Source organism: Streptomyces sp. NPDC111507, assembly GCF_055638955.1.
This window is the reverse complement of record NZ_JBVKBU010000001.1, coordinates 279,968-305,079: the sequence shown is the minus strand read 5'-3', so window position 1 is coordinate 305,079 and position 25,112 is coordinate 279,968. Positions and strand designations below refer to the sequence as shown.

Annotated in this window: 18 protein-coding genes; 8 read left to right on the top strand and 10 right to left on the bottom strand. The window is 70.3% G+C overall.

Annotated elements, in window-relative coordinates:
• Positions 1-156: 156 nt before the first annotated feature.
• From ACZ7M2_RS01390 to ACZ7M2_RS01360, 7 genes are all read right to left on the bottom strand, one after another.
• Positions 157-873 carry an ABC transporter ATP-binding protein gene (locus ACZ7M2_RS01390; RefSeq protein WP_067363973.1) on the bottom strand — a complete coding sequence of 239 codons (717 nt, stop codon included), beginning with the start codon at positions 871-873 and terminating at the stop codon, positions 157-159.
• Positions 870-1,871, bottom strand: a complete 1,002-nt coding sequence (locus tag ACZ7M2_RS01385) for an ABC transporter ATP-binding protein (protein WP_471593679.1) — start codon at positions 1,869-1,871, stop codon at positions 870-872. Before ACZ7M2_RS01385 ends, ACZ7M2_RS01390 begins: the two co-directional genes overlap by 4 nt.
• Complete coding sequence (locus tag ACZ7M2_RS01380) at positions 1,868-3,652, bottom strand: branched-chain amino acid ABC transporter permease (protein WP_471594496.1); 1,785 nt, start codon at positions 3,650-3,652, stop codon at positions 1,868-1,870. The genes ACZ7M2_RS01385 and ACZ7M2_RS01380 overlap by 4 nt, the downstream gene beginning before the upstream one ends.
• Positions 3,653-3,657: 5 nt before the next feature.
• A complete protein-coding gene (locus ACZ7M2_RS01375; protein ID WP_075026312.1) occupies positions 3,658-4,590 on the bottom strand; it encodes a branched-chain amino acid ABC transporter permease in 933 nt (310 codons plus the stop codon).
• A gap of 194 nt (positions 4,591-4,784) precedes the next feature.
• Positions 4,785-6,005 (bottom strand): branched-chain amino acid ABC transporter substrate-binding protein, encoded by a 1,221-nt coding sequence (locus ACZ7M2_RS01370; protein WP_471593678.1) that lies wholly within the window; start codon positions 6,003-6,005, stop codon positions 4,785-4,787.
• Between the two features lie 853 nt (positions 6,006-6,858).
• Entirely contained in the window at positions 6,859-7,344 is a 486-nt protein-coding gene (locus tag ACZ7M2_RS01365) for a PaaI family thioesterase (RefSeq protein ID WP_352046504.1), read from the bottom strand.
• 54 nt (positions 7,345-7,398) lie between these two features.
• Positions 7,399-9,678 (bottom strand): FdhF/YdeP family oxidoreductase, encoded by a 2,280-nt coding sequence (locus ACZ7M2_RS01360; RefSeq protein WP_471593677.1) that lies wholly within the window; start codon positions 9,676-9,678, stop codon positions 7,399-7,401.
• 122 nt (positions 9,679-9,800) lie between these two features.
• Between ACZ7M2_RS01360 and polA the strand changes: the two genes are divergently transcribed.
• Positions 9,801-12,530, top strand: coding sequence for a DNA polymerase I (polA, locus tag ACZ7M2_RS01355; protein WP_471593676.1), 2,730 nt, complete (start codon positions 9,801-9,803; stop codon positions 12,528-12,530).
• Between the two features lie 747 nt (positions 12,531-13,277).
• The gene (locus tag ACZ7M2_RS01350) at positions 13,278-14,240 is read left to right on the top strand and encodes a serine hydrolase (RefSeq protein ID WP_471593675.1); all 963 of its coding nucleotides are present in this window, start codon (positions 13,278-13,280) and stop codon (positions 14,238-14,240) included.
• On the opposite strand, the gene ACZ7M2_RS01345 is transcribed toward ACZ7M2_RS01350, so the two are convergent.
• Positions 14,161-15,009: a DUF4184 family protein gene (locus tag ACZ7M2_RS01345; RefSeq protein ID WP_471593674.1), complete on the bottom strand. Its 849-nt coding sequence runs from the start codon at positions 15,007-15,009 to the stop codon at positions 14,161-14,163. The two genes, ACZ7M2_RS01350 and ACZ7M2_RS01345, sit on opposite strands and share 80 nt — an antisense overlap.
• A 256-nt stretch (positions 15,010-15,265) precedes the next feature.
• Between ACZ7M2_RS01345 and ACZ7M2_RS01340 the strand changes: the two genes are divergently transcribed.
• The 3 genes from ACZ7M2_RS01340 to pgfA all read left to right on the top strand — a co-directional run bounded on the left by ACZ7M2_RS01340 (position 15,266) and on the right by pgfA (position 18,294).
• On the top strand, positions 15,266-16,975 hold the full coding sequence (locus ACZ7M2_RS01340; protein ID WP_471593673.1) for a lytic transglycosylase domain-containing protein: 1,710 nt from the start codon (positions 15,266-15,268) through the stop codon (positions 16,973-16,975).
• Between the two features lie 152 nt (positions 16,976-17,127).
• Positions 17,128-17,262 carry an SPW_0924 family protein gene (locus ACZ7M2_RS01335; protein ID WP_107096558.1) on the top strand — a complete coding sequence of 45 codons (135 nt, stop codon included), beginning with the start codon at positions 17,128-17,130 and terminating at the stop codon, positions 17,260-17,262.
• A 39-nt stretch (positions 17,263-17,301) separates the two neighbouring features.
• Positions 17,302-18,294, top strand: coding sequence for a cell envelope lipid trafficking protein PgfA (gene pgfA, locus ACZ7M2_RS01330; protein ID WP_471593672.1), 993 nt, complete (start codon positions 17,302-17,304; stop codon positions 18,292-18,294).
• Here pgfA and hrpB read toward each other — a convergent pair.
• Both hrpB and ACZ7M2_RS01320 read right to left on the bottom strand, forming a co-directional pair.
• Positions 18,284-20,854, bottom strand: coding sequence for an ATP-dependent helicase HrpB (hrpB, locus tag ACZ7M2_RS01325; protein ID WP_471593671.1), 2,571 nt, complete (start codon positions 20,852-20,854; stop codon positions 18,284-18,286). The two genes, pgfA and hrpB, sit on opposite strands and share 11 nt — an antisense overlap.
• 4 nt (positions 20,855-20,858) lie before the next feature.
• The gene (locus ACZ7M2_RS01320; RefSeq protein ID WP_254650252.1) at positions 20,859-21,740 is read right to left on the bottom strand and encodes a class I SAM-dependent methyltransferase; all 882 of its coding nucleotides are present in this window, start codon (positions 21,738-21,740) and stop codon (positions 20,859-20,861) included.
• Positions 21,741-22,077: 337 nt separating this feature from the next.
• Between ACZ7M2_RS01320 and rpsA the strand changes: the two genes are divergently transcribed.
• From rpsA to ACZ7M2_RS01305, 3 genes are all read left to right on the top strand, one after another.
• Entirely contained in the window at positions 22,078-23,577 is a 1,500-nt protein-coding gene (gene rpsA, locus ACZ7M2_RS01315; RefSeq protein WP_075026303.1) for a 30S ribosomal protein S1, read from the top strand.
• A 63-nt stretch (positions 23,578-23,640) separates the two neighbouring features.
• Complete coding sequence (locus tag ACZ7M2_RS01310; RefSeq protein WP_471593670.1) at positions 23,641-23,946, top strand: hypothetical protein; 306 nt, start codon at positions 23,641-23,643, stop codon at positions 23,944-23,946.
• Between the two features lie 112 nt (positions 23,947-24,058).
• Positions 24,059-24,997, top strand: coding sequence for a PAC2 family protein (locus ACZ7M2_RS01305; RefSeq protein WP_060898459.1), 939 nt, complete (start codon positions 24,059-24,061; stop codon positions 24,995-24,997).
• The last annotated feature ends 115 nt before the right edge of the window (positions 24,998-25,112 follow it).

Below are 25,112 nucleotides of genomic sequence, written 5' to 3'. Positions count from 1 at the left end.
AGGGGGTTGGGCAAGGTGGGGTGGAAGTTGGGGTCTGCTTTTCCGGGCCGGGTGGGGAGTTTTTTGGTCTGATTCCGAGGTTCCCAACTCCCCCCCCTTGGGGCCCCCGGGCCTCTTCGTGCAGCGGCTGTACGGTCGTACGGCCGGAGCCCGGTCTCAGTCCTCGCCCAGGTAGGCCTTGCGTACCGACTCGTCGTGCAGCAGGTCCTGCCCGGTGCCGGAGAGGACGATGTTGCCGACCTCCATGACGTGTCCCTGGTCGGCGAGGGAGAGCGCCGCCTGGGCGTTCTGCTCGACGAGGAGGATGGTCGTACCGTCGGCCTTGAGTTCGGCGATGGTGGCCATGATCTTCTGCATCATGATCGGCGAGAGGCCCATGGAGGGTTCGTCGAGCATGAGCAGCTTGGGCTGGGACATGAGCGCGCGGCCCATGGCCAGCATCTGCTGTTCGCCGCCGGAGAGGGTTCCCGCGGCCTGCTTGCGGCGTTCACCCAGGATGGGGAAGAGGTCGTAGGCGCGCTGGATGTCCTTCTCGATGCCCGCCTTGTCGGTGCGCAGGAACGCGCCGAGCTGGAGGTTCTCGGTGATCGTCAGCCGGGGGAAGATGTGGCGTCCCTCGGGGGAGTGGGCGAGGCCCAGGGAGACGATCTTGTGGGCGGGGATGTTGCTGAGGGGTTTGCCGTCGAAGGTGATGCGGCCCGCGGTGGGCTTGAGGAGCCCGGAGAGGGTGCGCAGGGTGGTCGTCTTGCCGGCGCCGTTGGTGCCGATGAGGGTGACGATCTGGCCGGCTTCGACGGAGAAGGAGATGCCCTTGACGGCTTCGATCTTGCCGTAGGCGACCTTGAGGTCTTCGACCTCGAGCAGTGCGGTCACTGGGCGTTTCCTTCCTTGCTGGTGGTGCCCTCCGCGGCGGCGTCGCTCTCGGCGGCCTCAGGAGTCTCGGTGGCCTCGGGAGTCTCGGAGGCTTCCGTTGGCTCGGGAGCGTCCGTGGGCTCGGGAGTGTCCGTGGGCTCGGGGGTGTCCGTGGCCTCCGCCGCCTCGGCGGCTTCGACCTCGGCGAGTTCCTCCGCGCCGGGGGCGCCCTCGAAGGGGGTGCCGAGGTAGGCGGCGATGACGCGTTCGTCGCCCTGGACGACCTCGGAGGTGCCCTCGACGAGCTTCTCGCCCTGGACGAGGCAGGCGACGCGGTCGGACAGGTTGAAGATGAAGCGCATGTCGTGCTCGATGACGAGGACGGCGATGCCCCTGTCGCGGATGGCGAAGACGAGGTCTTCGGTCGCGCGTGTCTCCTGGGGGTTCATGCCGGCCGTGGGCTCGTCCAGGAGCAGCAGTCCCGGTTCGCTCGCCATGGCGCGGGCGATTTCGAGCTTGCGCTGTTCGCCGTAGGGGAGGTTGCGGGAGAGGTGGTCGGCCTTGTGGTCGAGGCCGATGAACTCCAGCAGTTCCATGGCGCGTTCGCGGGAGGCGGCTTCTGCCTTGCGGAAGCCGGGGCCGCGCAGGAGGGCCGACCAGAGGCCTTCCTTGGTCCTGGTGTGGCGGCCGACGAGCACGTTCTCCAGGACGGTCATGTTGGCGAAGAGCCGGATGTTCTGGAAGGTGCGGGCGATGCCGGCGCTGGTGACGAGGTGGGGCTTGGGCGGGAGGACGGTGCCCTTGTAGGAGACCTTGCCCTCGGTCGGCACGTAGAGGCCGGTGAGGCAGTTGAAGAAGGTCGTCTTGCCGGCGCCGTTGGGGCCGATGAGGCCGACGATCTCGCCCGAGTTGACGGTGAGGTCGACGCTGCGGACGGCGGTGAGGCCGCCGAAGCGCATGGTGACGCCGCTGGCCTCGAGTACGGGGCTGGTGGCCGTGGTGGTGGTCATGTGGGTCACGCCCCTGCCTTGGTGACGCCGACGGTGGAGTCGGGCAGGCCCTGTTCGGGGATGTCGATGGTGTCGTCGGACTCGTGGAATTCGAGCTGGCGGCGGCGGTTGGCGATGATGCCTTCGGGGCGGAAGCGCATGAGGATCACGAGCGCGATGCCGAAGGCGAAGAGCTGGTACTCCTTCAGGAAGCCGAGCTTCTCGGGGAGGAGGTAGAGCAGGGTGGCGCCGAGGATGGGGCCGTTGACCGTGCCCATGCCGCCGAGGACGACCGCGGCCAGCAGGAACGCGGAGTTGGGCGGTACGGAGCCGGCGAACTGGTACGGGGCCGGGTTGACGCTGTAGCCGACGTGGGCGCTGACCGTGCCGGCGAGGCCGGCGAGGGAGGCGCCGAGGGCGAAGGCGATGAGCTTGACGCGGAAGCCGTTGATGCCCATGGCGGTCGCGGCGGTCTCGTCCTCGCGGATCGCGATCCAGGAGCGGCCGATACGGGAGTCGGCGGCGCGGTTGAAGACGATCACGACGATGCCGGTGATGATCAGCATCAGCAGGAAGTAGTTCGCGAAGCGGCCGAGGGTGATCGAGCCGATGTCGTGCGAGTTCCCGAGGTTGAACCCGAAGATGTCGAGGTCCGGGATCATCGAGATGCCGTTGGGGCCGTTGGTCAGGTTCGGTCCGGAGGAGCCGTCGAGGTTGTTGACGGAGATGCGGAAGATCTCTCCGAAGCCGAGGGTGACGATGGCGAGGTAGTCGCCGCGCAGTCGCAGGGTGGGGGCGCCGATGAGGACGCCGAAGACGAGCGACGCGGCCATGCCGGTGAGCATGGCGGCCCAGAAGGGGAACTGGACGCCGGAGAAGCGGGAGAACTCGGAGCCGGAGACGAGGGCCGCGGCGTAGGCGCCTACGCCGAGGAAGGCGACGTATCCGAGGTCGAGGAGTCCGGTGAGGCCGACGACGATGTTCAGGCCGAGGGCGACGGTGGCGACGACGAGGATGTTCACGCCGAGGTTGGCGTTGTGCTCGTTGTTCTCGACGAAGGGGAAGACCGCCGCGGCGAGGAACGCCATGGAGGTGGCGAATCCCTTGTGGCGGGCGTTGAGCGTGGCGAACCGGTCGAAGAGTCCGGCGGCCTGGAGTGCCCAGGTGCCGAGGACGACGAGCAGCAGGTAGCCGATGAAGGTCTCGCTGGCGTCGGGGTCGACGCCGATGCCGTACGTGAAGACGATCAGGGCGACGGCGGTGGCGCCGGTGATGACGAGGCGCTCGGCCCAGCCGGGGAGCTGCTCGGCCGCGGGGATGCGGTCGGGCTTGCTGACCCAGTCCTTGAAGGTGTTGCCGGGGCTCGGGAGAGCGAGGGCGCCGACGAGGGCGATCAGGGAGCCGATGGCGGTGACGTAGGCGCCGGGGTCGAGGGCGACGAGGCCCTTGAGGTCGACCGCGATGGCGATGGCGCTGAACCAGCTGACGGCGAACGCGGAGGCGGCGGCGAGGACGACGGGCGCGGTGGCGCCTGCCGGGTTGAGCCAGCGCAGGCCGCGGACGCCGAAGAGGGTGAGCGCGAAGAGCAGGGTGATCGCGCCGGCGACGAGGTCGAGGATCTGGAGGCCGGCCGGGGAGCCGTAGTAGGTGAGGTCCCCGGGGAAGTCGGCCGTGTAGGTCCACGACATGAAGGTGCTGGCGATGGTGGCGACGGCGCCGACGGCGACGAGGGCGCGCGCGGCGGTCTGGGGGAGTGCGATCAGGCCGCGTGCGGGGGCGGTGATCTCGGAGGTGTTCTCGGTGGTTGCCATGGTGGTCACGCCCTGTCCGCGACGCGTTCGCCGACCAGGCCTTGTGGCCTGAACAGCAGTACGAGGATGAGGAGGACGAAGGCCCAGACGGAGGACCAGCCGCCGCCGCCGAGCTGCTGCATGCCGGGGATGCCGTCGATGTAGGAGGTGGCCATGGTCTCGGCGAGGCCGAGGACGAGGCCGCCGATCATGGCGCCGTAGATGTTGCCGATGCCGCCGAGGACTGCGGCGGTGAAGGCCTTGAGGCCCATCTGGAAGCCCATGTTGTACTGGATCGAGCCGTAGCGCAGGCCGTAGGAGACGGCGGCGACGGCGGCGAAGAAGCCGCCGATGGCGAAGGCGATCACGATGATCTTGTTGGTGTCGATGCCCATGAGCTGGGCGGTGTCAGGGTCTTGGGCGGTGGCCTGCATCGCGCGGCCGGTGCGGGACATGCTGACGAAGAGGGCGAGGGCCGCCATGCAGAGCGGGGCGGCGACGATGACGAAGAGCGAGCCGCTGCTGATGCTGATGGACCCGATGTGCCAGGGTCCGGCGTCGATCTGCGGGAAGTTGCGGTCGGTCTTGGCGTTCGGGTACCAGTTGAAGACGGCCTGCTGGAGCGCGAGGGAGAGGCCGATGGCGGTGATGAGGGGTGCCAGGCGTGGCGCGCCGCGCAGTGGTCGGTAGGCGAACCGTTCCGCCCCGACGGCGATGAGGACGGCGACGAGTCCGCCGCCGATGAGCATCGCTGGGAGGGCTATCCACATGGATGTGCCGTCGGGCAGGACGTAGAGGTAGACCGTGAGTGCGCCGAAGCCTCCGGTCATGAAGATCTCGCCGTGGGCGAAGTTGATGAGCTGGACGATGCCGTACACCATCGTGTAGCCGATGGCGATCAGCCCGTACATCGAGCCGAGGAACAGCCCGTTGGCCAGCTGCTGCGGCAGGGTGTTCACCGCATGGCCTCCATGTGGGTGGGGAGAGTGAACGGGGGGATATGGGGCGGGCCGCGCGGTGACGTGTGGTCTTGGCCGCGCGGCCCTGGGGTGTAGCTAGCGGCGGATCTCGAATCAGCTGGGATCAGCTGGAGTTGGCTGGGTTCAGCTGGAGTTGGCTGGAATCAGCTGAAATCAGCCGGGATCGGATCGGATCAGCCGTTGAACGTGCCGCTCTTGACGGCCTTCCACTTGCCGCCCGTGACCTGGTAGACGGTGAGCTGCTTGTTGGTGGTGTCGCCGTACTCGTCGAAGGAGACGGGGCCGGCGATGCCCTCGAACTTCGTCTTCTGGACCTCGTCCACGATCTTGGCGCGGGCGCCGTCGGGGATCTTGCCGTCCTTCACGACGTTGGCGATCGCCTTGATGATGGCGGTCGCGGCGTCGTAGGAGTAGCCACCGTAGGTGCCGTAGTCGCCCTTGAGGCCGGAGGCCTTGTACTTCTTGATGAAGTCCGCGGCGGAGGGCAGGGAGTCGACGGGCTGGCCGACGGAGGTGGCCAGGTCACCCTCGGAGGTCTTGCCGGCGGTCTGGATGTAGGTGTCGCTGAACATGCCGTCACCACCGAACAGCGGGATCTTGACTCCGCCGTCCTTGAGCTGCTTGGTGAGCTTCTCCGACTCGTCGTACTGGCCGCCGTAGTAGACCAGGTCGGCCTTGGAGTTCTTGATCTTGGTGACGAGGGCGGAGAAGTCGGTGTCGCCGGTGTTGACGTGGTCCTCGCCGGCGACCTTGCCGCCGCTCTTGGTGAAGCCGGCCTTGAACAGCTTGGCCAGGCCCGCGCCGTAGGTCTGCTTGTCGTCGACGACGAAGACGTTCTTCTTCTTGAGCGTGGTGGACGCGTACTCGGCCGCGAAGCCGCCCTGGAGGGCGTCGGTGGTGGCCGTGCGGAAGTACGTCTTGAACGGGCGCGTCTTCGAGGTCTGCCAGTTCTTGCCCTGGGTGAGCTCGGGCGCCGTGTTGGAGGGCGAGATCTCGACCAGGTTGGCGGCCGAGAAGACCTGCTGCATCTGCGTGGCGACACCGGAGTTCAGCGGGCCGACGACGCCGAGGACCTTCTCGTTGTTGACGAGGGCGGTGGCGTTCTGCTGGCCGCTGGCCGGGATCGCCTTGTCGTCGAGCGCCTGGACCTTGAAGGTCACGCCGGGGACGGTGTTGTTCTTGTTGGCGTCGTCGACGGCGATCTGCACGCCGCCCTGGATGCCGAGGCCGGTTGCGGAGTTCTGACCGGTCAGCGGAGCGTCAACGCCGATGATGATCTCGGTCTTGCTGCTGCTGCTCTTGTCCCCGCTGTTGTCACGCGAACCGCAGGCGGTCAGCGTGAGTGCTCCGGTGGTGAGCACGGAGGTGAGTATGACCAAAGAACGCTGTCGCACGTTGAATCCTCTCCCTGGCGCAGCAGCCCTGCTGAGCTGCCGTGTGTCTCGCCGGGCCGTACTGGGTGATACCGAGCCGTGCTGCAGACGCGCCCGGCGGCGCGGTGACTGGCCGTGACTCTAAGCCTGTCTGTGGGCCCGGGCATCGCCGTGGGCTGGCTTGTGACTTTCTTGTTATGACGTGCCGGTTGGCGGACTTCAGGGACGGGTATTCTCGGCCGATTTGGCGGAAATTCTTCTCGTTCCACATGTTGAGAATCCGCACTTCCGGTTGCGCGTGGGCGAAGGTCGCGGTCGGACGGCGTCGCAGGTCGCGTGGAGTCGCCGGGAGAGGTCGCGGGAGTGCGGGCCGTCGAAGACGGAACTCTGATGCCGTATTGCGCGCGTGTTACGCAGCGTTACGTCGAGAAAAGGGAACTAGGAGTTCGGTCGGCGTACACGGTATTTGGGCGCACGCGGTGCGGTCCGGGCGGGCGGGTCTCGTGAAGGCGAGTGAAGTCGCCTGAAAGGGTTGCGAGTTGCCGCTGATTTCCGATAACTCCGGCGTATTGGAGTGCGGTTGCGGCGGGCGGGTGCGCGCGGGGGCGGGGCGGCGGCCGGGGGCGTGCGGGAGGGGTGTGGGGGGCGGGTCCGGGGCGGAGGTATCCGTCCTCGGTCAGGCGCGGCATCGGTCGGTCCCGGAAGGGGCCGGTGTTGACGCGCCGGCCGCTGCGGACGGACGCCTCCGCTCCGTCCCCTGCCCGCCGCGCCTGACTGCCGGTGAGTCCCGACTGCCGGTGAGTGGGGGGCAGTTGTCTCCTGCCCCCCGGTCGCCGCACTCGGCTGTCGGTGAGTGGTGAGTGGTGGGTGGGGGTCAGAGCTGGCTTGTGCGGGCGGTGTCGGTGGGGGTGACGTCGCGCAGGAGGCAGGTGAGGCGGGCGGTGCAGACGCGCTTGTCGTTCTCGTCGGTGATGACGATCTCGTACGTCGCCGTCGTGCGCCCGCGGTGTACGGGGGTGGCCACGCCGGTGACGAGGCCGGAGCGGGCGCCGCGATGGTGGGTGCAGTTCAGGTCGACGCCTACGGCGATCTTGGAGCTGCCGCCGTGAAGCATGGAGCCGACCGAGCCGAGGGTCTCCGCGAGGACGGCGGAGGCGCCGCCGTGCAGGAGGCCGTACGGCTGGGTGTTGCCCTCCACCGGCATGGTGCCGACGACCCGGTCCGCGGAGGCCTCGATGATCTGTACGCCCATGCGGGTGCCGAGGTGGCCTGCCGAGAAGAGGGCGGGCAGGTCGACGCCGAGTGCGGCGTACTCGTCGATGACCTCTTGCGGGAACTTCACTTGGCTCTGCTCGCCCATGGGGGCCGGCTCCGATCGTCGTCGATCTCTCTGGCTGACTGGCTGAGCGAACGCTCAGTCGGTGGCCGATTGTTCCAGACGGACCACGACGGACTTGCTGGCCGGGGTGTTACTGGTGTCCGCGGTGGCGTCGAGAGGGATGAGGACGTTGGTCTCCGGGTAGTACGCGGCGGCGCAGCCGCGGGCGGTCGGGTAGTGCACGACGCGGAAGCCGGCGGCGCGCCGCTCTATGCCGTCGCGCCATTCGCTGACGAGGTCGACGTACGAGCCGTCGGTGACGTTCAGTGCGCGGGCGTCCTCGGGGTTGACGAGGACCACTCGGCGGCCGTTCTTTATGCCCCTGTAGCGGTCGTCGAGGCCGTAGATGGTGGTGTTGTACTGGTCGTGCGAGCGGAGGGTCTGGAGGAGGAGGCGGCCTTCGGGGAGCTTCGGGTACTCGACGGGCGCGGCGGTGAAGTTGGCCTTGCCGGTCGCGGTGGGGAAGCGGCGTTCGTCGCGGGGGGCGTGGGGGAGAGCGAAGCCGGCGGGGTCGGCGACGCGCGCGTTGAAGTCGTCGAAGCCGGGGATCACGCGCGCGATGCGGTCGCGGATCGTGGCGTAGTCCTTCTCGAACTCTTCCCAGGGGGTGCGGGAGGTCTCGCCGAGCACGCGGCGGGCGAGGCGGCAGACGATGGCCGGCTCGGACAGGAGGTGCTCGCCCGCGGGTTTCAGACGGCCGCGTGAGGCGTGGACCATGCCCATGGAGTCCTCGACGGTCACGAACTGCTCGCCGCTGCCCTGGAGGTCGCGCTCGGTCCGTCCGAGGGTGGGCAGGATCAGGGCGCGGGCGCCGGTGACGACGTGGGAGCGGTTGAGCTTGGTCGAGACGTGCACCGTGAGGCGGGCGCGGCGCATGGCGGCCTCGGTGACGTCGGTGTCGGGGGAGGCGGAGACGAAGTTGCCGCCCATGGCGAAGAAGACCTTCGCGTCGCCGTCGCGCAGGGCGCGGATGGCCCGTACGACGTCGTAGCCGTGCTCGCGGGGCGGGGCGAAGCCGAACTCCTTCTCCAGGGCGTCCAGGAAGGCCGGGGCGGGGCGCTCGAAGATGCCCATGGTGCGGTCGCCCTGCACGTTCGAGTGGCCGCGGACCGGGCAGACGCCCGCGCCGGGACGGCCGATGTTGCCGCGCAGCAGCAGGAAGTTGACCACTTCGCGGATCGTGGGCACGGAGTGCTTGTGCTGGGTGAGGCCCATGGCCCAGCAGACGATGGTGCGCTGGGAGGACAGGACGAGGCGGAGGGTCTCGTCGATCTCCTCGCGGGTGAGGCCCGTCGCGGTGAGGGTCTCGTCCCAGTCGGCGGCGCGGGCGGTGGCCGCGAACTCCTCGTAGCCGTGGGTGTGTTCGGCGATGAAGTCCTCGTCGACCGCGCCCTCGGTCTCCAGGACGAGCTTGTTCAGGAGGCGGAAGAGGGCCTGGTCGCCGCCGAGGCGGATCTGCAGGAACAGGTCGGTGAGGGCGGCGCCCTTGAGCATGCCCTGGGGGGTCTGCGGGTTCTTGAAGCGCGCCAGGCCCGCTTCGGGCAGCGGGTTGACGCTGATGATCTTCGCGCCGTTGGCCTTGGCCTTCTCCAGGGCGGAGAGCATGCGCGGGTGGTTGGTGCCGGGGTTCTGCCCGGCGACGATGATCAGGTCCGCCCTGTAGAGGTCCTCGAGCAGGACGCTGCCCTTGCCGATGCCGATGGTCTCGGAGAGCGCGGAGCCCGAGGACTCGTGGCACATGTTCGAACAGTCCGGCAGGTTGTTCGTGCCGAGCTCGCGAGCGAAGAGCTGGTAGAGGAACGCGGCCTCGTTGCTCGTGCGCCCCGAGGTGTAGAAGAGGGCCTCGTCGGGGGAGCCGAGGGCGGCGAGCTCCTCGGCGATGATGTCGAAGGCGCGCTGCCAGGAGACCGGCTCGTAGTGGTCGGCGCCCTCGGGCAGGTACATGGGGTGGGTGAGGCGGCCCTGCTGGCCGAGCCAGTAGCCGCTGCGGCCGTGCAGGTCGGTGACCGGATGTGCGGCGAAGAAGTCCGGGGTGACCCGGCGCAGGGTGGCCTCCTCGGCGACCGCCTTCGCGCCGTTCTCGCAGAACTCCGCCGTGTGCCGATGCTCCGGCTCGGGCCAGGCGCAGCCCGGGCAGTCGAAGCCGTCCTTCTGATTGACGCGCAGGAGGGTCAGCGCGGTGCGCTTCACCCCCATCTGCTGCTGGGCGATGCGCAGGGTGTGCCCGATGGCGGGCAGCCCGGCCGCGGCGCGCTTCGGCTCGGTGACCTGTGGCGCGTCCTGGACCGGATCGCTTGCCGGCGGCTTGCTGGCCATCGTTGAACCCCTTCGCCTGTACGTGTGAAGTACATCGAGGATCCTCGCACGGGCCGGTGACAATGACGGCGGCCGGTCCCGGGAGGTCCGCACTGTCAGTGGGGCGTGGCAGGATCGGGGGCGTGGCAGAAACAGCATCGAAGAAGACCGAGAAAACCGCAGGTGCGGGCCGTCCGCGGCTGATGCTCATGGATGGGCACTCGCTGGCGTACCGCGCGTTCTTCGCGCTGCCCGCGGAGAATTTCACGACCGCGACGGGTCAGCCGACGAACGCGATCTATGGTTTCGCGTCGATGCTGGCGAACACGCTGCGCGACGAGGCGCCCACGCATTTCGCGGTGGCGTTCGACGTCTCGCGCAAGACGTGGCGCTCCGAGGAGTTCACGGAGTACAAGGCGAACCGTTCGAAGACCCCGGACGAGTTCAAGGGGCAGGTCGAGCTGATCGGCGAGCTGCTGGACGCGATGCACGCGCAGCGGTTCGCGGTCGACGGCTTCGAGGCCGACGACATCATCGCGACGCTCGCCACGCAGGCCGAGGCCGAGGGCTTCGAGGTCCTGATCGTCACCGGTGACCGCGACTCCTTCCAGCTGGTGTCCGAGCACACGACGGTGCTGTACCCGACGAAGGGCGTCTCCGAGCTGACCCGCTTCACTCCGGAGAAGGTCGTCGAGAAGTACGGGTTGACGCCGGCGCAGTACCCCGACTTCGCGGCGTTGCGTGGCGACCCGTCGGACAACCTGCCGGGCATCCCCGGCGTCGGTGAGAAGACGGCCGCGAAGTGGATCAACCAGTTCGGTTCGTTCGCGGACCTCGTCGAGCGCGTCGACGAGGTCAAGGGCAAGGCCGGGCAGAACCTCCGCGACCACCTGGAGGCGGTGAAGCTCAACCGCCGTCTCACGGAGATGGTGAAGGACGTCGAGCTCCCGAAGACGGTCACCGACCTGGAGCGCGCGGCGTACGACCGTACGGCGGTCGTGACGGTCCTGGACACCCTGGAGATCCGCAACCCCTCCCTGCGTGAGCGGCTCTTCGCCGTCGACCCAGGGACGGCGGAGGCCGAGGCGGCCGCTCCGGTCGTCGAGGGGGTCGAGCTGGACGGGGCGGTCCTGGGGGCGGGCGAGCTGAAGCCGTGGCTCGCCGAGCACGACGGCAAGGCGGTCCTGGGTCTGGCCACCGTCGACACGTGGGCGCTGGGTTCGGGGTCGGTGGCCGAGGTCGCGCTGGCCGCGGGGGACGGGGCGGCGGCGTGGTTCGACCCCTCGCGGCTGGACGAGGCCGACGAGAACGCGTTCGCGAAGTGGCTCGCCGACCCCAAGAAGCCCAAGGTGCTGCACAACGCCAAGGGCGCGATGCGGGTCTTCGCCGAGCACGGGTGGACGATCGAGGGCGTGTCCATGGACACCGCGCTCGCCGCGTATCTGGTGAAGCCGGGCCGCCGCTCCTTCGCGCTGGACGCGCTGTCCCTGGAGTACCTGGGCCGGGAGCTGGGGCCCGCCGCGGCGGCCGACGGCCAGCTGGCCTTCGGTGCGGACGACCAGGCCGAGGCCGAGGCGCTGATGGTGCAGGCCCGCACGATCCTCGACCTGGGCGAGGCGTTCGGCGAGAAGCTGGCGGAGGTCGGCGCGGCCGAGCTGCTGCGCGACATGGAGCTGCCCACGTCGGCGCTGCTGGCCCGGCTGGAGCGGCACGGCATCGCGGCGGACCGGGCGCACCTGGAAGCCATGGAGCAGATGTTCGCCGGCGCTGTGCAGCAGGCGGTGAAGGAGGCCCACGCCTCCGTCGGGCACGAGTTCAACCTCGGCTCGCCCAAGCAGCTCCAGGAGGTCTTCTTCGGCGAGCTGGACCTGCCCAAGACGAAGAAGACGAAGACCGGTTACACGACGGACGCGGACGCGCTGGCCTGGCTGGCCACGCAGACCGACCACGAGCTGCCGGTCGTCATGCTGCGCCACCGTGAGCAGGCCAGGCTGCGGGTGACGGTCGAGGGCCTGATCAAGACGATCGCCGCGGACGGCCGCATCCACACCACGTTCAACCAGACGGTGGCCGCGACGGGCCGGCTCTCGTCGGTGGACCCGAACCTGCAGAACATCCCGGTCCGTACGGAGGAGGGTCGCGCGATCCGTCGCGGCTTCGTGGTCGGCGAAGGCTTCGAGTCCCTCATGACGGCCGACTACAGCCAGATCGAACTGCGCGTGATGGCCCATCTGTCCGAGGACGAGGGCCTGTTGGAGGCGTTCACGTCGGGCGAGGACCTGCACACGACGGTGGCGTCGCAGGTGTTCTCGGTCGAGCGTTCGGCGGTCGACGCGGAGATGCGCCGCAAGATCAAGGCGATGTCGTACGGCCTTGCCTATGGGCTGTCGGCGTTCGGACTCTCCCAGCAGCTGAACATCGACGCGGGTGAGGCGCGCGCGTTGATGGACACGTACTTCGAGCGGTTCGGAGGCGTGCGGGACTATCTGCGCCGGGCGGTCGACGAGGCCCGCGCCACGGGCTACACGGCGACGCTCTTCGGGCGCCGCCGCTATCTGCCCGACCTCAACAGCGACAACCGGCAGCGTCGCGAGGCCGCCGAGCGCATGGCGCTCAACGCCCCCATCCAGGGCACGGCCGCGGACATCGTCAAGATCGCGATGCTGAACGTGGACCGGGCGCTGCGCGAGGCCGGGCTCAAGTCCCGCATGCTCCTCCAGGTCCACGACGAAATCGTCCTGGAGATCGCCCCTGGGGAGCGGGCCAAGACCGAGGAGCTCGTCCGCCGCGAGATGGCGTCCGCCGTTCATCTCCGGGCGCCCCTCGACGTCTCCGTCGGCGCGGGCCCCGACTGGGAATCCGCAGCGCACTAGCCCCCGGCGACCGAGCCCCTGAAACCCCGGCCCAGATTTCCGACCCCAGCTCCGATCCCGACCCAGGGCCCGACGCCGGTCCCGGTTTCGGGCCTCGGTCCCGACCTCGGTCCCGGCCCCGGTTTCCGGCTTCGGTCCCGACGTCGGCCTCGGCGCCGGCGTCGGGTTCCGGCCTCGGGCCCGGTCCTGGCCTCGCGCCCGGGTTCCGGTCCGGGCCTCGCGCTCCGACCCCCGGCCCCGGCCCCGCTTCGATCCCGGTTCCGGCCTCGGGCCCGGTCCTGGCCTCGCGCTCCAGCCCCCGGCCCCGGCCCCGGCCCTGGGCCAGGCTTCGATCCCGGGCCCGGGCTTCGATCTCGGTTCCGGCTTCGGCCGCGGGTCTCGGCCCCCGCGCCGGGCCGGGTGGGTTCGGCCCCGGGTGGAGCTGGTCGTGGCTCCGTCCGCTCTCGGCGTCGGGTGCCCCGCGGGCGGCTTGTGCGCCGGTGTGGACAGATGCCCCACCCCGCTGGGGGAACCCTCCGCCCACAGGGCACCCCCCTCGCAGCCGCTTGCGGCGCAAGCCGCCCCCGCCCCGCCTTCCGAGCCGCCCGCAGGGTGAAGTCCTCGCGTTGGCTGCTTGTAGGGCATGAGCCCTTTCCGGTGGGCCGGAGGCGCAGGGGAGGGGGGTCCGCTCAACCCCCGGAGGGAACCGTCACTCGCGTGGCCCTCGCAAAGACGCCCCCCGTGCAAGGGGACCGTAAGGATGCGGGCATGGGTACAAGCATGCTCAACCGTCACACGGCCATGGCCACAGCAGTCGTCTCGGCGCTGCTCGCGCCGGTACCCGCGGTGGCCGCGAGCGCGAGCACCGCCCAGGTGCCCGCGGCCTGCCGTTCCACCCGCAACCCCGAGCTCGCCGCCCGGATGTCCCGTGACATCGGGGCGGCACTGTCGTCACGCCAGGGCACCGTCGCCGTGGCGGTGCGCGACGACAACACCGATCTGACCTGCGCCCTCGCGAGCGAGCGTCAGTACGACTCGGCGAGCGTCGTCAAGGTCACGATCATGGAGGCCACCCTGCGCCGCGCGGACGAGCTGCGCCGCACCCTCACGAACTGGGAGCTCGCCAACGTACGCCCCATGATCACCATCTCGGACAACACCGCGGCCCAGCATCTGTGGAACGACCTGGGCCACACCTACCTCCGCCGTTTCCTGGAGCGTGTCGGAACGCGCCGCACCGAGCTCGGCCGGGCCGGTTACTGGGGTCTGACCCGCACGACGGCCACCGACCAGATGCGGCTGCTGGGCGTGCTCACAGGCGCCCGTTCCTTCCTGAAGAGCCGCGCCTACGGCCTGAAACTGCTCAGCCAGGTCCGCAGCGACCAGCGCTGGGGCGTCCCCGCCGGCATGCCGCGCGGCATGCGGGCGCACATCAAGAACGGCTGGCTGCCCCGGTCCACCCACGGCTGGCGCGTGCACAGCGTCGGCGTGTTCACCGGCTCCGGCCGCAGGTACCGCATCGTCGTCCTGTCGCACGACAACCCGACGATGACGTACGGGGTCCGCACCATCGAGCGCATCGCCCAGGCCGTCCACCGCGGCCTCAACCGTCGGCGCGGTGTTGTCCAGGGCTTCACTCCGGAGAACAGGATCAGCGAGGTGTCGGACGGTTCGGCGCCGCGCGGACCGGTGCTGGGCTGGGACGAGCCGGAGCGGGGCGCCACACCCTGACCCCGACGGCGTACAGCGCGAGGCCGAGCACGAGACCCGCACCCGCGCCGAAACAGAGCGCCGGGATCAACTCCCAGGGCTTCGCGCGGGTGCCCCAGTAAGCCCACCAGCGTGACGCCCGCTGCACGGCGCCCACCAGCCCGCAGCCGCCGATGACGGCGGCTGCCAGCCACCGGTCGGAACGCGACAGCACCGGCACCCCCACCGGTTCGGCCGAGGGCGCCCGGCGCAGCGCGATGCTCACGAAGGCCACGATCACGACGGCGCCCACCAGCGAACTGCCGTACTGCGCGTAGGTGAACACCGGCGTGCCGTCGGCGTTCCGCGACAGGACGGGGACCAGCCGCACCCCCCACCGGTCGTGGTGCGTGAACGCGTCCCACACGACGTGTGTCAGCGCGCCGAGCACCGCGGAGGCGTACCACCACAGTGCGGCCGTGGAGCGCACCGGCCCGCGCGGTGTCCCGCAGCGCAGCAGAGCCGCGGGACGGCCCTGACGGGCCCGTGGCAGCAGTGCCACCAGGGGTTCGCGCAGTACCAGCCAGGCACCCGCCAACGCGCAGGCGACGAGTACGTCGAAGGTGAGGACACCGGTGAACGAGTGCGTGAAGTCGCCGAACTCCATCGCTCCGGGAACCACGCTCGCCGCGTAGTAGGTCATGTCGGGGGCGAAGGAACCGGCCACGAGTGCCGCGGGCGCGAGGCGGCCGCTCCCGTCGCCGCGCAGGGCGGGCAGTACGGCTGCCGCGTGGCTGAGGGTGAAGGGCAAAGCGTCCCCCTGTGGCAGACGTTGGTCTGATATGTCGGCCCCGGTGATCTCCGACGCCCAGTATGAGGGACGTAGGAAAATGTCCACGGGCTCCACCCCGCGGTGCGTGTTCTCTTGGACAATCCCACATGGCCAACCGGTGAAAATCGGGCACGAACGGGTGCCCGGGCGACGGAAGTTGTCGTAGGGTCGCCTGGGTCACTGAGCCAGCGAACGCGCGGTGCGCGGGCGGTCGTCCACGGGAGGGGTTCACTCAATGGCGGCGCATTTCGGCAGACTGCGCAAGGGGGCGACGACCACCGCCGTGGCCGCGGTCGCGGTCGCAGCCCTGTCCGCTTCCCAGGCACCCGGAGTGACCACCGACGACCTCGGCAGACAGGCCGCCGGTGCCGCCCAGCCATCGGGGGACGCGAAGACCGGCGGTGAAGGCGGCGGCGCGACCGGCGACTCGCCGTACTACACCGACCTTCCGCCGCTGAAGAGCCCCAACCCGAGCCCGTCCGCGAGCCCGACCACCGGCACGACCGTCTCCGTGGGCGAGGCCGAGGCCGGCATACCCGCGACCGTCCTCGACGCCTACAAGAAGGCCGAGGCCGAGCTGCGCGCCTCCAAGCCGGGCTGCAACCTGCCCTGGCAACTCCTCGCCGCCATCGGCAAGGTCGAGTCCGGCCAGGCCCGCGGCGGCCGGGTCGATGCGAGCGGTACGACGTACTCGCCGATCCTCGGCCCCAAGCTCGACGGCAACGGCTTCGCCCTGATCGCCGACACCGACAACGGCGCGTACGACGGCGACCCCGCCTACGACCGGGCCGTGGGCCCCATGCAGTTCATCCCCTCCACCTGGGAGTGGGCGGGCCGCGACGGCAACGGCGACGGCAAGAAGGACCCCAACAACGTCTACGACGCGGCGCTCGCGGCCGGCCACTACCTGTGCCGGTTCGACCGGGACCTGTCCGTGCAGTCGCAGATGAACGCCGCGATCCTGAACTACAACAACTCGACGGAGTACCTCAACACGGTTCTGTCGTGGCTGGAGTACTACCGCAAGGGCACCCACGAGGTCCCGGACGGCACGGGCACCCTGCCCTCGCACAGCAGCAACAACGACCCCGGGGCGAGCCCCAGCCCGTCCACGCCCGCGACACCGAGTACGCCGAGCACACCGAGCACGCCGAATTCCCCCAAGCCGCCGGGCAGTGGCGGCTCGACGAGCCCCACTCCGAAGCCGCCCAAGCCGAGTTCGCCCGCGCCGAGCCCGACGCCTCCCACGCCCACCCAGACGGTGGACCATCTGGAGGACGCGAACACCGGGAAGCTCACGGCGACGGCGGGCAGCGCCTTCGGCACCAAGGTCGCCGTGCGGGCCGAGTCCACGGCGAGCAAGGGCGTGGCGAAGGTCCGGGTGCGGTTCACGATCATCGGCGACACGGACGCCACCTTCACCGGTGGCGAGAGCGTCGCCACGGTCGTCACCGGCAGCGCGGGCACGGCCACCGCGCCCGCACTCGTGGCGGGGGAGAAGGCCGGTGACTTCACCGTCCGCGCCACCGTCGTGGGCCGCGTGCTGGGCGGCCTCGACTACACGGCCACCGTCACCCCGCGCCAGGCCGACACCCTCACCCGCACCAGCGACACGGCGCTGACCTGCGTGCCGGGCGGTGAGTTCGCCGACCAGGTCGAGCTGAAGGCCACCTACAAGGGTGCCATCGCGGGCAAGGTCGCGGCCACCGCGACGCTCATCAAGTCGGCGGACGACGCGACCGAGAACGACAAGGGCCCGTACTTCAAGGACGCGGACGGCAAGACGATCCGCACCCTCACGGACCTCACGACGGACGCCGACGGCGTGCTCAAGCTCCCCAAGCTGTACGCGGACGACGCGACCGGCACGTTCCTGCTCCGCGTCAACACCACGGGCGGCGCGGTGCTGACGGTCGAGCTGAAGGTCGCCGCGGCCGCCTCGTAGGCCGTACGCGCGTCAAGGGCGCCCCTCCGCCGACAGGCGGAGGGGCGTTCTCGTTCGTGTGCGCAAGGTGTTCTCATCTCGCCCCGCCGTTGCTACGGTGCCGGATCTGACGAGGTATCAGTTCTCGATCCGCCGTCCCCCGGAGGCCCCGCATGCGCGCCCTCATCGCCGCCGCGACCGGTCTCGCCGTGGCGTTCGCCCTGGTGCTCACGATCACGGCCATGGGCTCACCGGCAGGCAAGACCTCGCCCAAGCCGCTGCTGACGACCGTGCCCGCGCACCCGTAGCGCTCAGGGCATCCGCAACTCTCAGGGAGGGACGCCGAGATGCGTCGCAAGGCCAGCCTGATCCTGCTCGCCTTCGCCGTGTTCTTCGCGGCGCTGTCCCCGCTGCTGCGCTGGTACGCCTTCCCGCGGCTGGCGAAGATCCCCGCCAACCAGTACCAGGACATGGTCCTGGAGGCGAAGGACGCGACCCTGCTCGACTACGGCACCATGCAGGCCAAGAAGGTCCCCAAGGTCACCATCGTGCAGACCCTGAAGGGCAACGTCGAGGCCTCCGACCGCATCGAGAAGACGGCGGGCCGCGATGTCGTCGTCTGGGACAGCCTCTCCTATGTGCAGGGCCCCGACGGGAAGATGGTCTCCAGGCTCCCCGAGCGTTACATCTTCGACGCGCACAGCCAGGACCCCGTCCACGCCACGGGCGAGTCCGTCGACGGCGACCCCGTCACACGCGAGGGCATCGAGTTCAAGTGGCCCTTCCACACGGAGAAGCGGGACTACGAGTACTTCGACGCACAGACCCGCACCTCGGCCCCCATCCACTACAAGGGCACCCAGACCTTCCGTGGCGTCAAGGTGTACTACTTCGAGCAGACCATCCCCTGGACGAAGGTCAAGTTCCCCAAGGTCATGCCCGTCCAGGGCATCACTCCGGAGTCGGTCGCCAAGACGGGCACGACACGCTGGTACACGACCGTCCGCAAGTTCTGGGTGGAACCGGTCACCGGGGCGCCGGTCTACGGCGAGGAGCTCCACAAGGAGGAGCTGCGGGGCGGCACCCTCCTCGGGGGCCGCGACAAGGTGACCGCATTCGCCGGTGACGTGAAGATGCGCGAGGACTACACCAAGCACACCGTCGCCCTGGTCAAGTCCAACCGCACCCTGATCCTGCTGCTGACGTCGTATCTGCCGTGGGGCTTCCTGGTCCTCGGCGCGGCTCTGCTGTCCCTCTCCCTCTACCTCGAGGCGCGCAGCCGCCGCCCGGGCGACCCGGCCCCCACGGAGGCGGTGGAACCGGAGCCGGTCAACGCCTGAGCCGCGCGTTCGTGTGCCGGGTCGGCTCGGCGGTGGCCGGATCCTCGGGCCACGGATGCTTGGGATAGCGACCCCGCAGCTCCGCCCGCACCGCCTTGTACCCGTCCTTCCAGAAGGAGGCGAGGTCGGCGGTGACGGCGGCGGGGCGCCCGGCGGGCGAGAGCAGATGGACGAGCACGGGCACCCCGGCGACGGCCGGTGACTCGTGCAGTCCGAACATCTCCTGCAGCTTGACGGCGAGCACCGGCTGCTCCGGGTTGGCGTAGTCGATCCGGATCCTGGACCCACTGGGCACCTCGATCCGCTCCGGCGCGAGCTCGTCCAGCCGGGCCGCGTCTCCCGTGGCCCAGGGCAGCAGCCGGTTCAGTGCCTGCCCGGCGTCGATCCGCGCCAGATCGGCCCGCCGCCGGGCACGGCCGAGCTCCGGCTCCAGCCACTCGTCCACGCGCGCGTGGAGCGCGTCGTCGGACACGTCGGGCCAGGGGCCGCCCAGATGCAGCCGCAGGAACCCGAGCCGACGCCGCAGCCCCTCGGCATCCGGTGACCACCGCAACAGCCCGAACCCGTCCTCCCGCAGCCCTTCGAGCAACGCCTCCCGTACGAGCCCGGGGTCGGCGTTCTTCAGCGGACGCACCGCCAGCTCCACGGCCCCGAGCCGCTCGACCCGCCGCGCGACGACGTCGCCGCCGGCCCAGTGGACCTCGTCCCCCTCGGAGCGCAGGGGCGCCGCGGCCCGCCGTGCCGTCTCCTCGTCGACGACGGCGGCAAGCCGCACACGCGCGTGCCCGGCCCCGACGGGCCGATCGGCCACGGCGACCGCCAGCCAGGGCGCGCCGCGCAGAGCCGAGCCGTCGCCGACGTCGGCACGGGTGCCGTTCAGCATGAGGTAGGAGCCGCCCTGCGCCTGCGCGAGCCGCTCGGGGAACGTCAGGGCAGCCACCAGCGCGACCACACGATCGTCGCCCCCGCCGGCCGGCCACGGACCACCTTCGAGCCCCTCACCGCGGGCGCTGTCCTGGGCGGGTGGCCGGGAAAGACCCGTCGACGCGGAGCGCAGGCGCCGGGATTCGGTGCGCCAGCGGGACGCGTAGGGGTCGCCGCCGCGTCGGGCCAGTCTCCAGGCCCCGGCCAGGTCGTCGCCGTACTCGCGGGGCGGCTCCTCGCTCAGGAGGGCGACCACTTCCGCGGCGCGGTCGGCGCCCACCACGGGGGCCGCGTCCAGCAGCGCCCGAGCGAGCCGGGGGTGCAGGCCCAGCCTGGACATGCGCACACCCCGTTCCGTGGCCCGGCCGGCCGTGTCCACCGCGCCCACCGCCGCCAGGACGGACCGCGCCGCCGCCATCGCCCCGCCCGGCGGCGGATCCAGGAGCGCCAGCCCCGTCGCCCCAGGATCGCCCCAGCAGGCCGCCTGCAGGGCGAACGCCGTCAGGTCGGCCACCTTGATCTCCGGGGCGGGATATCGCGGCAGACGGGCGTCCTCGGCCTCCGTCCAGCATCGGTACACCCGCCCCGGCGCCTCACGCCCGGCCCGCCCCGCCCGCTGCCGTCCGGCCGCCTGCGAGGCCCGTACCGTCGTCAGCGCGCTCAGCCCCCGCGCGTGGTCCACCCGCGGCTCCCGCGCCAGCCCGGAGTCGACGACCACCCGCACCCCCGGAACCGTCAGCGACGACTCCGCCACGGAGGTCGCCAGGACCACCCGGCGCCGGTCCCCGGTCCCCGGCGACAGCACCGCGTCCTGCACGGCGGCGGGCGCCCGCCCGTGCACCTGGAGCACGTCGACCCGGCCGCCCAGATCCCCCAGCCCGCCCGCCACCCGCGCGATCTCACCGACCCCGGGGAGGAAACACAGGACGTCCCCCTCGCACTCCGCCAGTGCCCGCCGCACCACCGACGCGACATGCGTCAGCAGCGCCGGGTCGACACGCATGCCGTGCGGCGGCCGTACCGGACGTACCGGAGGCGCCCACTCCACCTCCACCGGATACGAGACGCCCTCCGCCGCGACGACGGGCACGTCGCCCAGCAGCCGCGCCCACCCCGCCGCGTCCGTGGTCGCCGACGCCGCCACGAGCCGCAGCTCGGGACGGAGCGCGGCCCGTACGTCCAGGAGGAACGCGGCGACCGTGTCGGCGTCCAGATGACGTTCGTGGCACTCGTCGAGCACCACCACGTCGACGCCCGCGAGCTCCTGGTCCCGCTGGAGCCGCTGGAGGAGGACACCCGTCGTGACGACCTCCACACGCGCGCGTGGCCCCACGACCCGCTCCCCGCGCACGGTGAACCCGACGCTCTCGCCGACCTTCTCGCCGAGCAGCCACGCCATCCGCCGCGCCGCGGCCCGGGCGGCGATCCGCCGCGGTTCGGCGACCACGACCCGGCGCGCCGGCCGCCCGTCGCCCGGGCCGCCGAGGAGTCCGGCGAGCGCCAGCGGCACGAGGGTCGTCTTGCCCGTTCCGGGCGGCGCCACGAGCACGGCGCTGCCGCCGTCCTCCAGGGCGTCGTCCAGGGCGGGCAGGGCGCCGCGTACGGGCAGCGCGTCCAGGGCGTCGTAACGGATCACCCGATCAGTCTCGTACGCACACGAAGATCGCCGTACCGGGGATCAGGTTTCCGCGCAGCGGGGACCAGCCGCCCCACTCCTGGGTGTTCCAGGCGGGCCACTGCGGCTCGACCAGGTCGAGCAGCCGGAAGCCCCCGGCCACCACGTCCCGTACCCGGTCGCCGACCGTCCTGTGGTGCTCGACGTACACCGCGCGGCCCTCCTCGTCCTGCTCGACGTAGGGAGTGCGGTCGAAGTAGGAGGAGGAGACGGACAGGCCCTCGGGGCCGGGCTCGTCCGGGAAGGCCCAGCGGATCGGGTGCGTCACGGAGAAGACGAAGCGGCCGCCGGGGCGCAGCACCCGGTGGACCTCCTTCAGGACGCGCACCGGGTCGGCCACGAACGGCAACGCGCCGTACGCCGAGCACGCGAGGTCGAAGGAGCCGTCCGCGAAGGGCAGCGCGCCCGCGTCGGCCTCCACGAGCGGCACCCCGCCGCCTATGCGCAGCGCGTGCTGGAGCTGGCGGTGGGAGAGGTCGAGGGCGACCGGACGGGCCCCCTGGGCGGCCAGCCAGCGCGAGCACTGGGCCGCGCCGGCACCGATCTCCAGGATGTCCTTGCCCTTGAGGTCCTCCGGCGGGCCGAGCAGCTCGGCCTCCACCTCGTCGAGGCCCTCGGGGCCCCATACGAAACGGTCGTCCCCGAGGAACGTGCCGTGTTCTGTCTGGTAGTCGTCCGCGTTCCGGTCCCACCAGCCGCGGTTGGCGCGGGAGCTCTCCGTGACGCCCGCGTCGCGCCGGGTCGCCTCCGGCTCGGCGGGTTCGGGCTCCCGGACCTCGGAGTGTTCCGGTTCGTGGATCTGGGGCTCTTGGATGATCGGCTCCCTCGTATTAGTCTGCGGCTCCAACCGGTCTCGGGAGTGTCACGGCAGGGGCCGGCTATGGCCCGCGTGGCCTCGTGAGACAGGTTTTGTGCCGGGAATGCGGCGATCCGCCCCGGGTGTGCGCCTTCGCGCATTGACCCTGCCCGGCTGCCCCCGTATGCTACAAGTTGCGCTGCGGGCCTGCGCTCCTCAGACGTAGCAGGCTGCGCTCGCATCTGTATGTATGTCCCCTCGGTTTTCGAGGCGCCACCGGGTAACCGGGTTCGGCGCTTCCTTGGCTGTCCGGCTTCTACAGGGCGAAACGGGCTCCCGGCGTAAGCAGTACCTACGACTCACCGTCCGTACCGGAGCCCTTTCCCACATGACGAGCAGCACCGAGACCACCGCCACCACTCCGCAGGTTGCGGTCAACGACATCGGTAACGAGGAAGCCTTCCTCGCCGCGATCGACGAGACGATCAAGTACTTCAACGACGGCGACATCGTCGACGGCGTCATCGTGAAGGTCGACCGGGACGAGGTCCTGCTCGACATCGGTTACAAGACCGAAGGTGTCATCCCGAGCCGCGAGCTCTCGATCAAGCACGACGTCGACCCGAACGAGGTCGTCGCCGTCGGTGACGAGATCGAAGCCCTTGTTCTCCAGAAGGAGGACAAGGAAGGCCGCCTGATCCTCTCGAAGAAGCGCGCCCAGTACGAGCGCGCCTGGGGCACCATCGAGAAGATCAAGGAAGAGGACGGCATCGTCACCGGTACCGTCATCGAGGTCGTCAAGGGTGGACTCATCCTCGACATCGGCCTCCGTGGCTTCCTGCCGGCTTCCCTCGTCGAGATGCGCCGTGTCCGCGACCTCCAGCCCTACGTGGGCAAGGAGCTCGAGGCCAAGATCATCGAGCTGGACAAGAACCGCAACAACGTGGTCCTGTCCCGCCGTGCCTGGCTGGAGCAGACCCAGTCCGAGGTTCGCCAGACGTTCCTCACCACCCTCCAGAAGGGTCAGGTCCGCTCCGGCGTCGTCTCCTCGATCGTCAACTTCGGTGCCTTCGTGGACCTGGGTGGCGTCGACGGTCTCGTGCACGTCTCCGAGCTCTCCTGGAAGCACATCGACCACCCCTCCGAGGTTGTCGAGGTCGGCCAGGAAGTCACCGTCGAGGTCCTCGACGTCGACATGGACCGCGAGCGCGTCTCCCTGTCGCTCAAGGCGACGCAGGAAGACCCGTGGCAGCAGTTCGCCCGTACGCACCAGATCGGTCAGGTCGTCCCGGGTAAGGTCACCAAGCTCGTTCCGTTCGGTGCGTTCGTCCGCGTGGACGAGGGCATCGAGGGTCTGGTCCACATCTCCGAGCTGGCCGAGCGCCACGTGGAGATCCCGGAGCAGGTCGTCCAGGTCAACGACGAGATCTTCGTCAAGGTCATCGACATCGACCTCGAGCGCCGCCGCATCAGCCTCTCGCTGAAGCAGGCCAACGAGTCCTTCGGTGCCGACCCGGCCTCGGTCGAGTTCGACCCGACCCTGTACGGCATGGCCGCGTCCTACGACGACCAGGGCAACTACATCTACCCCGAGGGCTTCGACCCCGAGACCAACGACTGGCTCGAGGGCTACGAGACCCAGCGCGAGGCGTGGGAGCACCAGTACGCCGAGGCGCAGTCGCGCTTCGAGCAGCACCAGGCTCAGGTCATCAAGTCCCGCGAGGCCGACGCTCAGGCCGAGGCCGAGGGTGCCACGTCCACGGGTGCGGCTCCGGCCGCCTCCGGTGGCGGTTCCTACTCCTCGGAGTCGGACGACACCTCCGGCGCCCTGGCGTCGGACGAGGCCCTGGCTGCCCTCCGCGAGAAGCTCGCCGGCGGCCAGAGCTGAAAGCTCACCGCTAGCAAGTAGCACGTGACTGCGGGCCCGCACCCTTCGGGGTGCGGGCCCGCAGTGCGTTGCGTCGCCAAGGCGGTCATCGTCGGCGACGGCATCGCCTGCCTGGCCTCCGCGTGCGAACTCGGCGTCCCCATCGAGGTGTTCACCAACGTCCAAGGAGCTGACCGCCACCGACCAGGAGAGCCGGTCGAGTTCCTCAAGGACCGGGGTGACCACGACGAGAAGCACCGCACCGAACTCGCGTCCTCCTTCTCGCACCGCAGGCGACTGGCTCAGCTTCACCGAGCCTGGCAGCGCGGCGCGTTCACCCCCGCCCGCAAGGCGGTCACCGCGCTGCACACACGCGTGCTGTCGGCGTAGGTATGCGGGACAACGACCCCGGAGGCGAACCGAGCCGTAAAAGGAGCGGTCCGGGGAATGCTCGCGATCCTCACCACGTTGTGGAGTACGAACACGAGGAGGAGCGGTCACAGTGCTTGATCCGCAGGGTTTGTACGCATGGGAGCCGAAGGGCCTGGCCGTGGTGGACATGGCACTCGCCCAGGAGTCGGCCGGTCTGGTCATGCTCTACCACTTCGACGGATACATCGACGCGGGTGAAACGGGCGACCAGATCGTCGACCGTCTGCTCGACTCGCTGCCCCACCAGGTCGTGGCCCGTTTCGATCACGACCGGCTCGTGGACTACCGGGCGCGCCGCCCGCTGCTGACGTTCAAGCGCGACCGCTGGACGGACTACGAGGAGCCCACGCTCGACGTGCGGCTCGTCCAGGACGCCACGGGCGCGCCCTTCCTGCTGCTGTCGGGACCCGAACCGGACGTCGAGTGGGAGCGCTTCGCCGCCGCCGTCCAGCAGATCGTGGAGCGGCTCGGCGTCCGGCTGTCCGTGAACTTCCACGGCATCCCCATGGGCGTCCCGCACACCCGCCCCGTGGGCCTCACCCCGCACGGCAACCGCACCGACCTGGTGCCGGGCCACCGCAGCCCCTTCGACGAGGCGCAGGTCCCCGGCAGCGCCGAATCCCTCGTCGAGTACCGCCTCATGGAGGCCGGACACGACGTCCTGGGCGTCGCCGCGCACGTCCCGCACTACATCGCCCGCTCCCCGTACCCGGACGCGGCGCTGACCGTCCTGGAGGCCATCACGGGCGCCACGGGCCTGGTGCTCCCCGCCATAGCGCACTCCCTGCGCACCGAGGCGCACCGCACCCAGACGGAGATCGACCGGCAGATCCAGGAGGGCGACGAGGAGCTCGTGGCCCTCGTCCAGGGCCTCGAGCACCAGTACGACGCCGCCGCGGGCGCCGAGACGCGGGGCAACATGCTCGCGGAGCCGGTGGACATCCCGTCGGCGGACGAGATCGGGTTGGAGTTCGAGCGCTTCCTGGCGGAGCGCGAAGGCGACGCGTAGGGAGGGTGACGCCGTAGGGGACGACACGGTAGGGCGAGGGCGCAGGCAGGCCCCTTCGCGCCTACGCACGAGTCCCTTCGTGCCTGCGCGCAGGCACGTTCGTGCCTACGCACGG